At 26.0% G+C, this 15,700-nt stretch carries 12 protein-coding genes and 1 tRNA gene; 7 read left to right on the top strand and 6 right to left on the bottom strand.

Annotation, left to right across the window (positions count from 1 at the left end):
- Positions 1–2: 2 nt before the first annotated feature.
- Positions 3–803: a diaminopimelate epimerase gene (dapF, locus tag LJI21_02900; protein WFW29687.1), complete on the bottom strand. Its 801-nt coding sequence runs from the start codon at positions 801–803 to the stop codon at positions 3–5.
- Positions 791–1,348, bottom strand: a complete 558-nt coding sequence (locus tag LJI21_02895) for a nitroreductase family protein (GenBank protein ID WFW29686.1) — start codon at positions 1,346–1,348, stop codon at positions 791–793. Before LJI21_02895 ends, dapF begins: the two co-directional genes overlap by 13 nt.
- Before the next feature lie 1,460 nt (positions 1,349–2,808).
- On the opposite strand from LJI21_02895, the gene lipB reads away from it, so the two are divergent.
- On the top strand, positions 2,809–3,429 hold the full coding sequence (gene lipB / locus LJI21_02890) for a lipoyl(octanoyl) transferase LipB (GenBank protein ID WFW29685.1): 621 nt from the start codon (positions 2,809–2,811) through the stop codon (positions 3,427–3,429).
- Complete coding sequence (locus tag LJI21_02885; GenBank protein ID WFW29684.1) at positions 3,429–4,457, top strand: LD-carboxypeptidase; 1,029 nt, start codon at positions 3,429–3,431, stop codon at positions 4,455–4,457. The genes lipB and LJI21_02885 overlap by 1 nt, the downstream gene beginning before the upstream one ends.
- A gap of 1,085 nt (positions 4,458–5,542) precedes the next feature.
- Here the strand turns inward: LJI21_02885 and rpsT are convergent.
- The 3 genes from rpsT to LJI21_02870 form a co-directional block, all read right to left on the bottom strand.
- Entirely contained in the window at positions 5,543–5,815 is a 273-nt protein-coding gene (gene rpsT / locus LJI21_02880) for a 30S ribosomal protein S20 (GenBank protein WFW29683.1), read from the bottom strand.
- 34 nt (positions 5,816–5,849) lie between these two features.
- Entirely contained in the window at positions 5,850–6,593 is a 744-nt protein-coding gene (locus LJI21_02875; protein ID WFW29983.1) for a 1-acyl-sn-glycerol-3-phosphate acyltransferase, read from the bottom strand.
- 956 nt (positions 6,594–7,549) lie between these two features.
- Complete coding sequence (locus tag LJI21_02870; GenBank protein WFW29682.1) at positions 7,550–8,590, bottom strand: AI-2E family transporter; 1,041 nt, start codon at positions 8,588–8,590, stop codon at positions 7,550–7,552.
- A 721-nt stretch (positions 8,591–9,311) separates the two neighbouring features.
- Between LJI21_02870 and metG the strand changes: the two genes are divergently transcribed.
- Positions 9,312–10,847, top strand: a complete 1,536-nt coding sequence (gene metG, locus LJI21_02865) for a methionine--tRNA ligase (protein ID WFW29982.1) — start codon at positions 9,312–9,314, stop codon at positions 10,845–10,847.
- Between the two features lie 815 nt (positions 10,848–11,662).
- Here the strand turns inward: metG and LJI21_02860 are convergent.
- On the bottom strand, positions 11,663–13,108 hold the full coding sequence (locus LJI21_02860) for a replicative DNA helicase (protein ID WFW29681.1): 1,446 nt from the start codon (positions 13,106–13,108) through the stop codon (positions 11,663–11,665).
- Positions 13,109–13,229: 121 nt separating this feature from the next.
- Here LJI21_02860 and LJI21_02855 point away from each other — a divergent pair.
- The 4 genes from LJI21_02855 to LJI21_02840 all read left to right on the top strand — a co-directional run bounded on the left by LJI21_02855 (position 13,230) and on the right by LJI21_02840 (position 15,660).
- Positions 13,230–13,313, top strand: a tRNA-Leu gene (locus tag LJI21_02855).
- A gap of 31 nt (positions 13,314–13,344) precedes the next feature.
- The gene (locus tag LJI21_02850) at positions 13,345–13,935 is read left to right on the top strand and encodes an RDD family protein (GenBank protein ID WFW29680.1); all 591 of its coding nucleotides are present in this window, start codon (positions 13,345–13,347) and stop codon (positions 13,933–13,935) included.
- A 452-nt stretch (positions 13,936–14,387) separates the two neighbouring features.
- On the top strand, positions 14,388–15,311 hold the full coding sequence (locus LJI21_02845; protein ID WFW29679.1) for a ribose-phosphate diphosphokinase: 924 nt from the start codon (positions 14,388–14,390) through the stop codon (positions 15,309–15,311).
- Positions 15,301–15,660: an aspartyl/glutamyl-tRNA amidotransferase subunit C gene (locus LJI21_02840; protein WFW29678.1), complete on the top strand. Its 360-nt coding sequence runs from the start codon at positions 15,301–15,303 to the stop codon at positions 15,658–15,660. Before LJI21_02845 ends, LJI21_02840 begins: the two co-directional genes overlap by 11 nt.
- The last annotated feature ends 40 nt before the right edge of the window (positions 15,661–15,700 follow it).

The following is a 15,700-nucleotide window of genomic DNA, read 5'->3' as shown; positions in this document are numbered from 1 at the left end:
ATTTAAGAATTTTTCTTTTTAAGAAATCCTACATCGCCGGTTATGAATATATTGTTTGATACCCATTGCACCAGTATTTTTCCTCCCTGTGAGTTTATAAATGTTTGTGTACTACTAGTAGGTAGATGTTTAAGAAGAATAGATGCGACAAATACTGCACAAGACGCACTACCACATGAAGAAGTAATACCTGTACCTCTTTCCCAAACTTTCAAGTTTATTTCTCCATGTTTTTTGATTTGAGCAATACTGATATTTATTCCTTCAGGGAAAAGAGCGTGTTTTTCCAGTTTTGGTCCTAAATTTTGCAATGGTATTTTGTCGATATTATCAACAAAAAAAACTATGTGAGGATTACCAATATTTACTGCAATTGGATTTTTTAGCATTTCGATTTTTATTGGTAAGCAGAGAGTATTACATCTAATAGATAGGGGGATTTCGTACCATTTAAATAATGGTTTGCCCATGTTAACTTTTATAGACTTGTTATTAATTTTAAAGCATTCTAAAATGCGTCCGTTTATTAATTCTATAGTTATGTATTTAGTATTTTTTTCTAACATTATTAAGTATCCAACGCATCGCGCTGCGTTTCCACATATTTCTGCCTTACTACCATTAGCATTATATATATGCATAAAGCAGTCCGCTATGTTAGAGTTAGTGATAACTATCACTTGATCGCAATTGTTTTGATAAGCTATTTGTTTATAATCTCGTCTTAAGTTATTTGTTGTACGTGAGTCTATAATAACAAAGTTATTACCAGTACCATGCATTTTTTTTATTACTTCGGCCATTCGTCATAAAAAAGTACTTCTTCTATTGGTTTTCTTATTTTTTTTTTAATGTCAACTCCTTCTTCTTCGTAACCGATTGATATAACTGACATTATATTAAAGTTATTAGGTATGTTAAATTTTTCTATTATTTTATTTTTATTAAATCCACTCATTTGATGTGCCATTAAGTTCATAGATGTGGCTTGTAACATAAGTGCATAGTTTGCTGCTCCAGTATCGTGTTTAGCCCAGGAATTTTTTCCTTTATTTATTTTTTGAAAATTTTTTGCACTTAACGATATAATTAAGACTTGTGCATTTTTTGCCCATTTTTGGTTAGATTTATTAAGACAATTTAATAATTTTTCCCATGAATTTTGATTAATTTGTTTGTTACATACAATATATCTCCAAGGTTCATCGCAAAAGCATGAAGGAGAGAATCTTGCTGCTTCTATTAGAGTAATAATATCTGCCTGGTTTACTAGTTTGTTTGAATCATATAAATATCCGCTATGTCTTGTTTTTATTAACGTTAATAATGAATCTTGTTTATTTGTCATTTATTTTATATTAAAAGCAATACGAATTGTTTTATTGTATCAAAATATACAACAATTTGAATTAGTTAATTTATAAAAAGTTATAGATATACATTTTATCTTTATTAAACTTTTTACTTATTTATATTCTAGGAATTATCGTTGATAACGATGTAATATAAATTTATAATCACGAATATCTAATTTAATTAAAATTAAGTTATATAAATATTTATTTATATAGAAATAAGACACTAAATAAGATTGACTATTGACATATGGTGTTTTATAAAAACTCTTTAAAAAAAGAGGTGTGGGTATAGGATGTAAACAGTGATATAAAATAATATTAGTTGTTATGTAGTTATGAATATAGGTGAATAAAGATTTGTATCTTTTAAGAAGATTAATTGTGTATTTTTTATTTTGAATTTTAGAAATTTTGTAAGATTTTGCCGAAATTATGTTAGTGTTAAAGATCTGTTATAATTAATTTTGTAATTGTACACTACATATTGTAGTGTATATAACTGTTAGGGCTTTGTGAAGACAGGATAGATGGGTTAGAGATAAAACGTAGTAGAATTATTTTTTTAAAATAAAATTAGAAAAGAAAAATGGATTAGAGTTTTATAGTCAGATAGTAATGAGAAATATTAATTATTAATTAGTTGAATTTTCTTTAAAAAGAAAGGAAGAAATAAATTAAAAGTAGAAAGTTTAAAATTTGAAGAAATTGTTTTGATGTTAGTTTTTCTTTTAAGAATTGTAAGATAAATTTGAACGGGTTACTATCTAAATAACAAAAATATATAAAATAAAAGTGTTAATAATGATAGTTATAGAGAGTATTATTTTTCTAAATAGAAAAATAGAGAAAAAGTAAAATTAAAATGGAGATCCTATTTATAAAACAAAGTAGAAATTTAGTTAAAATTTTGAAGATTCTGTATAAGAAATACATTGTTTCATGTATTTTGTATGAGATTGCAGTATTAATTGTTTTAGATAAATTTTAGAATGTTCCTCTAGAATGTTTCTAAATGAGTGGGATCCTTGAAAAGGATAAAGATAATAAAAGTATGGATATATATAAATGTGAGTTTCACCACTTACGTTGGGGATTGGTATGCATTAAATTTATTTAATGATCTCTTATTTAGATCTTTAGGTTCCGATTAAAAATTTGTAATTATTTTATAGATAAAAATTTGAGTTAAGTTTTGTGGAATCATGAAGACATTAATTTTGACAAATTTTATTTAACTTTAAAAATTGGTTTTCTTAGTAAACTTCAAATTTGTTTTATTGAAAATAAAACAGAGAAAATTTTTTGATAAGATGTTTTTAATAAATTAAAAATTTTTATTATTATATATGTAAATAAAATTAAAGTTTTACTGAAATTAATGAAATTAAATAAAAAAAGCTTCAGATAGTTAATACAAAACATAAGATATTAAATACAGATAAGTGAAAATATGGTGAAATGGTTAATAACTGATCAATTAATTGATTACAGTAATGCTGTAAAATTCATGAAAATAAAAAATAAAAGAATTTATAGTAGATTATCTGACGAATTAGTATGGTTACTTCAGCATCCTTCACTTTATACGGCAGGTATTGGTGTAACTGATGAAGAAATGATCGTGAAAAATTTATTTCCTGTGTATAAAACGGATAGAGGTGGCAAGTATACGTATCATGGTCCAGGTCAGCGTATTGTATATTTAATGCTTAATCTTAGAGAAAGAAATAAATGCGATATAAGATTATATATTAGAGATTTGAGTGATTGGATTATTAATGTCTTAAGGTATTTTAACATTATTGGAGAGTTCAGGGGAGATAAAATAGGTATTTGGGTAAGTAACAACGGAATAATGGAAAAGATAGCAGCTATTGGTATACATATAAGGAAATGGGTAACTTATCATGGTATAGCACTTAATGTTTCTCCAGATCTTTCTCACTATAGAGGCATTATTCCTTGTGGATTAAAAGATTGTGGTGTTACATCAATGAAAAAGCTCGGAGTTGAAGTTTCATTTTCTGAATTGGACTTTTTATTAAAAAAAGAATTTTATAAGATATTTTAATGTTTATTATTATTTATATTTTTTACGTTATTGTTTTATGTGTTAATACGAGTAGTATTTATGCAATTGATCAAGTTGATATTATCGCTCCTTCTTCAAAAGGAAGAGAGTCAGATTTAATTTTTATAAAAGAATATGTGGAGGCTTTAGGTTTTTATCCTCATGTTTCGGAAAAAATATATAGTAATGATAATTCATTTTATTCTAATTCTGATGAATTTAGAGCTAATGATTTGATTAATGCTTTAATTGGTAAAAGCAAAATAATTTGGTGTATTAGAGGTGGAACAGGAGCTTCTAGGTTAATTCCTTATCTGGAAAAATTATCAAGCGATCAAAAAGAAAAGATTACTCGAAAAGTTTTTATAGGTTATAGTGATGTAACTGTTTTGCATACGTATTTACAAGCTAAGTATGATTGGCAAACCTTGCATGGTACTATGTTAGAAATGATAGTAAATAATTCTGTTTCGGAGAGTTCCATTGAGAAATTAGAAGGATTAATATTAAATAAACAAGATTTTATTAGATTTGATAACTTGAAGATAATTAATAATAACATTAAGTTAAAAAATGGTAGGTTAGAATCTAAAATTGTTGGTGGTAATATGACATTAGTTGAAAATAGTATAGGAACTGTTTGGCAAGTAAATGCAAAAGGAAAAATTCTATTTTTAGAAGATATAAGAGTTTATCCATATGCAATGGAACGTAGCTTAGATCATTTAAAACAGGCTAATATTTTTGATGGTGTACAAGCGGTGATTTTTGGTAACTTTGTTAATTCTAGCAATAGTAATCTTGTTGAAAGAGTAAAGGAAAGATTTGCAAAAAGTGTCAATTTTCCAGTGTTTACAATTCAGGGGGTAGGGCATGGGTATATAAATGATCCATTACCCCTTAACACTCATACTATAATTGATATAAAGAACGAGAAAAAGGGTTTGTTTTTCATGGATGTTCAGAATTTACAAGTTAGTTCGCCTATACCTACATCTAAGATAAGGGATGGAGACAAAAAAGCATAAATGTGCTAGTGCTAACTTCAAAATTAAGAAATTTAATTCTCTTGAAACTTAAGAATATGAAGGTAACCTGAAAAAGGATTTTTATTTTGTAGTAGAAATTTTTTAAATATAATATTTAAGCATATTAGATTTATAATATGAAAAATTCTTGTGATATGTAATGTAAGTTTACTTTAGTTATATAATCTCCCTTATAAATTTATAAAAGAGCGTAGGAATTTATGTGGTGTTATATTTAAAGGGATTGTATCACCCAATTATCTGAGATCTTAGCTTTATTTTATATGAGTTTATTCAATTCTATAGTATAGTTTTACGGAGGAGAGAATGTAAAATATAAGTGTGGAGTTATTTTAGGATATGGATAAGAAACATTAATAAAAATATTATTTGTATTTTAAGATTATCTTCGAGCTTATTAAATCTAATTTGAGAGGTTTATTTTTTTTTCTATGGATTTTATTACTTTATAAGTAATTTCTTTAATATTTTTACTGTGTATTATAGACTCTATTTTTATAGACAAGAGAGAGATCAGGGTCATCTCATTTAATGAATGAAAATTTTTATCGTTTGAGATTAAAATAGTAGTTTTTATTATTAAAATTTTCCATTTTATATTTGTGGTATATATATTATTTTATTTTGGGTTATTACAAAGAAGAGGTTTTGAACTTTAATTTTATTTAATTAGTGTATAAAAAGAAATTTTCAATTGAATTAGTTTCCTCTATTGATAGAGGAGAGATTTATCAAGATTATTTTGAAAATCTTTGTAAAGAGAGAGAGTTTAGTATTAAAAAGTGCTATTGTATGTTTTCCAATTTAATTGGAGTTTATGGATTTTTGATTATTAGTTTTATATATTATTTATTGATAATTAAGATGATTTGCAGCATACATAGAGATATTTTAATGATCTTTTTATATATATTTTTGTGTTGTATATTTTATGGTATAGCGAGGTATTTTAAGTTTATAAACGTGATTAGTAGTTGGTGTTTTTAGAAAATTTTAGGTATTAGGTCGACTTGATTCTGCAAAAGGGAAAGGGTGTGAACTGAAAATTTTATAGTTACGACCTGTTAGGAAGAAGATATTAGTGTTTTAACTTTTATATTTAAGCGACGTATTTTACGTGCAGCAGTATTTTTGTGAATGATACCTCTACTTGCACATTTTTGTAAATTAGATTCAGCATTTTGAAATGCTACAGCAATATTTTTTTTATTACCAGACTCAATCATATTAACCAATTTTTTAATAGCGGTGCGTGTTTTATTTTTAAACATTTTATTTATTAAATTACGTTTTGCGATGATTTTTATCATTTTTTTAGCATTTTTATGATTTGCCATATGAGATTAAAATCTTAACTGTACTTGTTTCATATTATAGATTTTTTTTATTAATTTGTAAATTATTAGTTTTAGCTATAGTTAATTTTTTACTTTTTTCTTCAATAGTTTTTTCTAAATTTTTTAAGAATTCATTTTTGTTTAATCCTGGATGTATAGGAGGTAATATCTCTATTGTTGCCTTTCCAGAATTTTTTCTTATAGAAAATATATTTTTTGGCCAGAATAATCCTGTATTTAATGCAACTGGTAATACGGGAATAGATAGCGCATTGTACAGTGCCGCAACTCCTGGTTGATATTTTATTTTTTGTGTTATAGATGTTCTAGTACCTTCGGGGAATATTATTATATTTCTATTTTCTTTTATACGGATTTTAGATAAATTAATAATGTGTCTGATAGATTTAATGCCGTTTACACGATTAATAAAAATCATTTTTAGTGCTATAAGATGCAGACCAATGAATGGAATCCATTTTAGTTCGCGTTTTAAAATGAAAACTGCGTTTTTAAATAAAAGTATAAAGATGAATGCTTCGAACGGGGATTGATGTTTAGAAGCAATTATGAACGGTTGTTTTGGTATATTCTCCACTCCTTTAACAGTATATTCAATATTATGCAATAAATAAAGCATGTATAATACAATTCTTATTGAATAGGTAAGAAAAGTATTTATTATACGTATGGGGAGTAGAAGCATTGGAAGTGTAACTGAAGTGTATACTATTTCCCATATTATAAAAAAGAGATTGAACAGTAGCCCATTTAATATCAACGTCATGACTTTAGATATTTTTAAATTTTAAAATACCCTTATCAAGGATAAGTCTGTATATTATTGTTAGAATGTAATGATATAAGTCAACCGAAATTTTATAGAGAGTAATTTTGTTGAAATATATTTGTTTTATGTTGTATGGTAATGAGAGTAAGGGGGGGGGGCTTTATTTAAACATTTTAAAGGATCTTAGCAAAGAATAGAAATATTAAGTTGATAAGTTTTATTTATTAGTGAGTAAAATGTTTTTGTTTTCCTATTTTATATATAGGAAGGAATATGTAGCTTAGTTTTATTTATAAATATGAGAGTTGTTTTCAAAAAAAAATAGTGGTTTTCTATATCTTAAATGGGACTTATAGAGGCTTTTTGATAAAAGTACTTTTTAATTTGTTCTATTTATAGAAATTTTAGAATTTATTCTTTAGTTCTATATCTATTTGTTTAATTATAATTTTGCTGGGAATATGATTTTTATCTAATAAAAGAGATAAGATAAATAAACTATTTATCAATATGGCGAGTACAATAAATTTTCGTTTTGTTTTTTTAAATTTTAGTTTTATTTTTATCATATAATTAGATTATGGTTTAAATTGGTGAAGTTTTATATAAATTTAATTATTGAAATATATTGTATAAAATAATTATGTATAAATTGAAAACCTTTATTTGGTTTATTTTTATTTTAATAAGGGTAAAACATTTTCAATGGATGGGATGCCATTCTTAATATAAGAAGAAAGATATGTAAAAATGATGCAAAGTTTTTACTTGTGTATTTGTTTCTTTTATCTCTCTAAAATTTTAGAGAGATTTCAATTGGTTATTTATTTTTACAATAGATGATTATTTACCTTTATTACACTAACTTTTTTTAGTGAGTAGGTTTCTTTTATTATTTCTGTGTATATATTTGCATATATATGTTTTTTATTATAAGTAAAAATTTAACCGTTTTTATAAAATTTGCTTTTGAGGTATTTATAGATTATACATCTAGTTGAAGCATAGAATACTGCTATTGTTGGAATAAAAAGTAATATACCAATAATTCCAAAGTATGATGTACATATAGTAATTCCAAGAATAATTATAGTTGGATGCATATGGATTTTTTTTCCTATTAATAAAGGAACAAGCAGATTTGTGTCTATTATTTGTTCAATACCAAATAACGTTAAGACAGCGACACTTTCAGACCATCTGTTAAATTGAGCAATAACGCTTAGAACACCAATTATTGTATATAACAATGGTCCTATACAAGGTATAAATGTTAGTGCTCCCGATAAGATTCCGATGGTAATAGAATGTTTTAGTCCTATTAAATCAAGACCTATGGAATAAAAAATCATCATAAAAATGCATATGTTTATTTGTCCTTTTAGATAGTTAGATACAATGAAATCTATTTTTAAAAAAAATTTTACAACTTCCTCTCTGTAGGGAATAGGAATCAATTTATTAACTCTTATTACAATAAAAGGCCAATCACGTAATATATAAAAGAATACTGCAGGAGTAATAGCTATTAGTGATAATGTATGAATTAAATTAAAGCTTGAGTTTAATACTTGAATTAAGAAATTACCTATGATATCAAAGATGCTTATAAAATAAGATATATTATTTTCATAATTTTTTGTTTTTATTTCGTATAAATAATCAAATAAACAATCTTTTGTTATGTCAAGAAATTTTAGTTTAGATGTAATATTCACTAGATTTAGCGAAGGGACTCTACTAATTAGGAAGTTTAATATTGAAGATATTTGGACGTATATGATAGGCAATATAAATGCAAAGATTAATATAAGAATTATTAGTAAAATTATTGTAATAAAAATTGCAGAATATAAGCGTGGTATTTTATATTTTTCAAATTTTACTACTAGTGGGTTGCATAAGTATGCAACAATGATAGATATCAAACATGGAAAAATCATAGGGCGCATTAGAAATAATGTGCCAGTTGTAAAAAGTAGCATGAAACAAATACCTACATAGTGTTTTTGCATATTTTAGATAAATTTAATTTATTAGATGAAAATATAAATATTAGTTCATTTTGTTTTTCTTGTTAAAGTAAATATTTTAGAATAAGAAGGGTTATAAAAAATAAAGAGTTTTATATCTAAAGAATAAATTTGGCTTGAGTGGAAAATATAGAAATTATCAATAATCATTGATAATCTTATCTTATTCACTAGTGAATCATTAGTGGATTTTATTTGTTGAAGTGGTTTGGAGCGTGGGTGGAGATAAAATCAATATTTATTTTTGTTAGGATAAAACAATTTTTGTATAATTTATTATATTATATATGTAATTTTTACATATATTATATATAACTTATCAAAATATTAATTTTATGTAATTTTATTATATTTCTTATTCTATTTCTATATTTATTAGTAGTACTCTAATCAATTAGAGTGATTTAAAAATCAAGGAAGAAATATAAAATAAGTTAAGTGTAAAAAAATTTTTATGTTTTCCTTTATAGGGATATGCTTTTAATATTAAATTTGTGATTGGGTGGGTTGTGGTTAATTATAGTTTTGTTAGTAAATGTGTAATGATTTACGATGGTACATGGTAGTATTGAGTTTTTACAAAAAGAGGGTGGTGTGATTTTAATCATCTAATGTTAAAGTCAACAAATTATTAATTTTGTGATAAATGTGGATAAAATTAGGTTTTTAAATGGTGAAACAATTTGAAAATTTTTACATTACTACACCTATATATTATGTAAACGATAGACCACATATTGGTCATGTGTATACTTCTCTTTTATGTGATGTGATGGCGAGATTTATGAGACTTGCTGGAAAAGATGTTAAGTTTACTACTGGTACGGATGAACATGGGCAAAAAATTGAGAAAGCGGCTGAAGCATATGGAGTACGACCAAAAGAATTTGTAGATAAAATAAATGTTTCATTTAAGAATTTAACTAAGTTTATGAATTTTCAATATGATGATTTTGTACGTACTACTGAAAAACGTCATGAGAGAGCTGTGGTGGCTTTGTGGAATAGACTTGAAGAAATGGGGCAGGTATATTTTGGTTATTATTCTGGTTGGTATTCGGTTTATGATGAAGCGTTTTATCATGAATCTGAGTTGATAAATGGTAAAACTCCAGCTGGTGGTGAAGTTCAGTGGGTAAGAGAAGAGAGTTGTTTTTTTCGTTTGTCGCATTGGCAGGATAAATTATTAGAATTATATGAAAATCAGCCGAATTTTGTTTTACCTAAAAGTAGAAAAAATGAAGTAGTATCGTTTATAAAATCAGGACTTACTGATCTTTCAATTTCTCGTAGTAGTTTTAGTTGGGGAATAAAAGTACCGGGTAGTAATAAACATATAATCTATGTTTGGATTGATGCACTTACTAATTATTTAACATCAGTAGGTTTTCCAGATGTTGAAGGTCAAGGATATAAAAAGTTTTGGGCAAATAGTAGTTCCTTAAATATTCATGTGATTGGCAAGGATATATTGCGTTTTCACGCAGTATATTGGCCGGCCATTCTTCTAGCTGCAAATTTACCGTTGCCTAAGCAAATTGCGGTTCATGGTTGGTGGCTGAATGATGGAAAGAAAATATCTAAGTCTTTTGGTAATATCATAGATCCGATTAATTTAGTGAAAGAGTTTGGTGTTGATCAATTACGATATTATCTTCTTCGAGAGGTAAAATTTGGTCAAGATGCTAGTTTTAATAGAAAAAATATGATTAATAGAATAAATTCAGAATTAGCGAACAATATAGGAAATTTAATACAAAGAACAATTTCGTTTTTGCATAAACAGTATTTTGGAATTATACCAGTAGTTGATAAAAGTTTGTTAAAAAACGAAGAAAAACTTCCAAATTGTAAAGTTTTATTTAATAAGGTGATAGATCATCTATTAAGGTATGAGTATGATCGGATCATACTTCTAATTATTAGTATCTCTTCTGAAGCTAATGCTTATATAGATAAAAACGCGCCTTGGATATTAATTAAAGTTAATGTAAAAAAGCGTGTAAATTTAGTAATATATAAGTTACTTGAATATATTAGAATAATTGGTATCTTATTGCAGCCAATCGTTCCAAAGTCAGCAGAAATAATATTAGATCAGTTGAAAATTCCGAAAGAAGAACGTGATTTAAAGTCTTTATATAAGGCTTGCATAAGTTCAGGTATTGAGCTACCAAGACCTACTCCTATCTTTTTAAAGATTAAATGATGTTAGAGAAAGAGTTGTTGGGATATTTTTGTAGTAAATTAGGACACTTCGCAAATTTGAAAATCCTTATTACTGTTAATTAGTAATTGTAGTTAATTGGTTTATATACGAAAAGAATAAATTTAAAGATATAAAATAGGAGTAAATTATATAAGTAATTTTTATTGGTTTTTGATCAAAATTTTTAATTGGGTTAGTTTTGATATTTTACTTTATTAACTTCATTTATGAATGTTATTTTAATTAGTTTCTATTTTATTCATAGAAAACTTATTTAGATAAGATTCCTAATCTATACAAGAGTTTTTAGTATTTTATATAAAATTTTCTTAACAAGAAGATCTTAAGGTTGAAAGTTTAAGTTTTTGTTAGGAAGTAAAGATCATTATCTATGGTTTCTGACTTATATGCGGTATAAATACTGTATAATTTATATCTTACTTATTTTCTACCTTAAATATTTTAGTAATAACTATATAATGGAGTAGAATTAAAGTTAGGAGGTCCCCGTAGCATTTTATCTTTTTACTGTTTTAACGCAAGAGATTAGGATCAGTTTTAGATAGTTTATTTTCGTAAACGAAGTAACAATGTATATTGTTAGTAATAAACAAAATAATTTAATATTTTTAAAGGTGTGTTTCTTTTATAAATTTTAATATTAATAATCATATAAAGCTATTGAATAATTTTGTGATATTTATTTTATAGTTTTTATTTAAATAATTTAATGAGAAAGAAGAGAGTGTAATCTCTTTATTGTTATATATATAAAAAAGTATTTTTTATGTAAAACAATTTATAATATTTGTTAATTAAATATGTTCTTCTGTATAGTCTTTAAATGCTCCTCTACTAGAGTCAAAGTATAGTTTTATATTGCCGATTGGTCCATTTCTTTGTTTTGCAATAATGAGTTCTGCAAAATTTCTAATTTTTTCCATTTTTTCTTGCCATTCTCGATGTTTATTGCTTCCTTCATTTGGTTGTTTTCTTAATTCATAATATTCTTCTCTATATAAAAACATTACTACATCTGCGTCTTGTTCTATACTCCCTGAATCTCTTAAATCTGCAAGTTGTGGTTTTTTTTCATCTCTTTGTTCTACAGAACGGGAAAGTTGCGATAATGCAACAACTGGAATATTTAATTCTTTTGCAATTGTTTTTAGACCTTGTGTCACTTCTGTGATTTCTTGTACTCTATTTTCGTTACTTCTTTTTGTTGTTCCTTTAATTAATTGCAGATAATCGATAAATACTACTGCTACATTATATAATTGGCATAGTAGACGTATTCTTGTGTGAAGAGTGCTAATTGATAGCGCTGGAGTATCGTCTATAATAAAAGGTAATTCAGATAATTCTGTACTTGCACTAATAAATGCGTGTAATTCAAAATTACTAATTTTTCCAGTTAATGCTTTATAATAACTAACTTTTGAATCTATAGTAATTAATCTTGCAGTTAATTGTTCTGCTGACATTTCAAGTGAAAAGAACACTACGTAGTGATGTTTATTTGTTTTCTTATATAAGAATTTACAGGCATTAAGTGCAATATTTAGAGCTAATGCTGTTTTGCCCATAGAAGGTCTTGCAGCTAGAATCAATAAATCTGATTTTTGTAGACCACCAAGAATTTGATTTAAATCTTGAAGTCCTGTTGTAATTCCAAGTGCTTCTGGATTATTTTTTAGCATACTTATTTTTTTGACTACATTTTTAATTGAGCTAGCAAGCTCTATATATGTTTTTTCGTTTTGTTTTCTTAATAAGTTAAATAATTTAGTTATTATTTGTTCGATTTGCGCCTGTGCGGGGTTTTCAATATCATATTTATAGCTATTATTAATTATTTCATGTCCTAATTTGATTAAACATCTTCTTAAGTAGGTGTCATGAATTATTCTGATTAGGTTGTAGATATCAAGTGCAATACTTGCTTTTGCTGCAAGTTTTGCAAGATATTTAACACCACCGCATTTAATAAATGTTTTGTCGTTTTCAAAGAACATTTTGAGATTTAATTCATTAGCAATGACACCATGTTTTCTAATTTTTATTATTTGAGTAAAAATATTTTGATGTAATGGGTCATAGAAACTATCTGGTGTAATCATATTTTCAATTGCATCGCAAATTCTATTATCACGAATCATTGCACCGATAAGCATTTGCTCAGCTTCTAAGTTATATGGTAATTTACATATTTCCTTATCTATACTTATAGAAGTAATGGAGTTAATTGGTTTATTCATTTTGATTTTGAAAAGTAATTAATTTATCGATTAGTGTAGGATATTTAATCTTTGTTTAAAAGATATATAGAACAAAAAAATTGACTATTTTTTTATCAACTTATAGCATTTAGGTTCTAATACCCCTGTGGTGGAATTGGAAGACACGGCAGACTCAAAATCTGTTGCTATTAAAAGCATGCTGGTTCAAATCCGGTCAGGGGTAGAGTTAAATGTAAAAATATTTTATATTGTATATGTTGTATAAGTTTTTTTATCGTTTATTTTCTGTTTTGCTTTTTATGGCAAGCAATGTTCAAAAGATAAAAATAGATAAAAGTGGAATATGCTATGTGACAGGATTTAGACGTTATATATCTATATTGCTTGATTTGATTATTATTATTATAGTTTTACAGTTCTGTAATATGATTATGAGTTTGCTCTTAAATTTGAATGAAATAATTTTAGAACATCATGAGGCGATTTTTTCTGAAATAGAGAGTGAAATACGAAGCAAATCCTTTAAGTTGGTAATTTTAAATCAAATGTTTCAGTTCTTTGTGTTATTTAGCTACATTTTATATATGTGGGTTAGATTTGCTGCTACACCTGGAAAATTAGTGTTTGGTCTTAGAGTTGTAGACGGACAAACTTTTAAAAAAATGTCTTTAAAACAGGCAATAAGTAGATTTTTTGCTCTCATGTTATCAGCTATGCCATTATTTTTAGGTTTTATATTGTCAAATTTTGATAAACGTTGTCAGGCTTTACATGATAAGATTTCTGGTACTGTAGTTGTTGCAAATAGCAGTCTCTTCTCTGTAGGTGGAATCAATAGATTCTAATTATGTAAAAGTTTATTATTTGTTGCTTCTTGTATATTTCTGTTTATATAACTTTATATAAGTTATTGAGTTGTTTATGAGGAATTATTTTATATCACTAAATTAGTGTGTACTTGTAAAAATAATATATAAAATAAATAATATAAAGAAATTGTTAATGTTTTAATTTTAATAGGTGATCTTATTAATAAGTTTAAAGAATTTTATTAAATAGTTTTAAAACTGTTAGTAATACTTAAATGTAAAGTTAATGCTTATTAAATGAGATGTTGAAATTTTGTTTTTGGATATAGTGATATTTCGGGTGGGCTTTATTTTAATTAATGATAAAATAGAATATAACTGAGTTTTGTTCTAAGTTAGAAAAATTTTGATAAAAAGTTTTTTAAAATAAAAGGTTTAAATTATTTTAGAATTTATTTAATTTTGGAAATTTTAGTTGTGTTTAGATTATGAAAATAATAGTAGGTAGTGCTAGTAAAGAATTAGGGGAATCTGTAGCCTCTAAATTAAACGTTAAGTCTTCTCTTGTTTATGTATCAAAATTTGCAGATGGCGAGATGGATATCCGTGTAGGAAATGATATTTATAATCAAGAAGACGTATATATAGTACAATCAATTTCTCCACCTGTGAATGATAATCTCATGGAGCTTTTGCTTATAATTGATGCGGTAAAGAGGTTAAGAGCTAAGAAAATAACAGCAATTATACCGTACTATGGATATAGTAGACAAGATAGGGTTATTAAAGATGATAATACTCAATCCGCTTTAAGCGCAAAATTAATTGCGAATCTTATTCAAGTTGCAGGTGTAAGTAGTATTGCAATTATTGATTTACATTCGAATAAAATTGAGGGTTTTTTTGATATACCTATTACTAATTTAAACTGTTTTGAAGTATTTGTTGACTTTGTATGTATGGAAAATTTAGCAATAATCGCACCAGATATCGGAGCTATAAGTAGGGCTCGTGCATTTGCAAAGATTTTAGAAAAAAAATATAAATTTAGCAATAAGATTATTTTAATGGATAAATATAGAGAAAAAGCAGGTATTTCTCAAGTGGTAAATATAATAGGAAGTGTAACAAATAAAAATTGCGTTATTATTGATGATATAGTTGATTCTGGTGGTACATTGTGTAATGCTGCTCTCGTATTGAAAAATCATGGAGCAAAATCTGTTATTTCATGTATTACGCACGGTGTTCTTTCAGAAAAAGCTATTGAAAAAATCTCTTCTTCCTTTTTAGAAAAATTAGTAATTACAGATACAATATTTTATAAATTAAAAAAAAATAGTAAGATAAAGATCGTTTCAGTTGTAGATATTTTAGTTCGTTTTATTAAGGGGGGTATTAGTGTCAGCTAATAAGTCAATAGAGGACGTTATTATATCTCTAGTAGAATTTGCAAAAAAAAGAAAAGTAACAATCTCTAGGAGAGAAATGCTTAAAATTGCACAGCTTGTGAAAATTAAGTTATTATCGGATGACGAAATTGAGTTTTTTTCTAAAGAATTAGCGATATTGAATTGGATACATGATATTTTATCACAAGTTAATACTGAGGGTGTTTTTCCTGTGTATTATGGTAATATAGATAAGAGTACTTATACGCGCGATGATGTTGTAAATTCTCAAAATATTAAAAGGGAAATATTATTTAATGCGAAGTCTGAGCATGGATATTTTGTAGTACCAAGAGCTATTAGACGTTAAAATAGGTAGGATTGTTGTTTATAAACAAACATATTTTGGG

It is taken from the genome of Wolbachia endosymbiont of Menacanthus eurysternus (assembly GCA_029715105.1).
Taxonomy (GTDB): domain Bacteria; phylum Pseudomonadota; class Alphaproteobacteria; order Rickettsiales; family Anaplasmataceae; genus Wolbachia.
The sequence above is the reverse complement of the archived record's forward strand: the minus strand, read 5'-3'. Positions and strand labels throughout refer to the sequence as shown.

Excerpts from the sequence above, each read along its gene's own strand:
- LJI21_02845 (WFW29679.1), top strand. The coding sequence starts at position 14,388 with ATGAAAATAATAGTAGGTAGTGCTAGTAAAGAATTAGGGGAATCTGTA.
- lipB (WFW29685.1), top strand. The coding sequence starts at position 2,809 with ATGGTGAAATGGTTAATAACTGATCAATTAATTGATTACAGTAATGCT.
- LJI21_02895 (WFW29686.1), bottom strand. The coding sequence starts at position 1,348 with ATGACAAATAAACAAGATTCATTATTAACGTTAATAAAAACAAGACAT.
- dapF (WFW29687.1), bottom strand. The coding sequence starts at position 803 with ATGGCCGAAGTAATAAAAAAAATGCATGGTACTGGTAATAACTTTGTT.
- rpsT (WFW29683.1), bottom strand. The coding sequence starts at position 5,815 with ATGGCAAATCATAAAAATGCTAAAAAAATGATAAAAATCATCGCAAAA.
- LJI21_02870 (WFW29682.1), bottom strand. The coding sequence starts at position 8,590 with ATGCTACTTTTTACAACTGGCACATTATTTCTAATGCGCCCTATGATT.
- LJI21_02885 (WFW29684.1), top strand. The coding sequence starts at position 3,429 with ATGTTTATTATTATTTATATTTTTTACGTTATTGTTTTATGTGTTAAT.
- LJI21_02860 (WFW29681.1), bottom strand. The coding sequence starts at position 13,108 with ATGAATAAACCAATTAACTCCATTACTTCTATAAGTATAGATAAGGAA.
- LJI21_02850 (WFW29680.1), top strand. The coding sequence starts at position 13,345 with ATGTTGTATAAGTTTTTTTATCGTTTATTTTCTGTTTTGCTTTTTATG.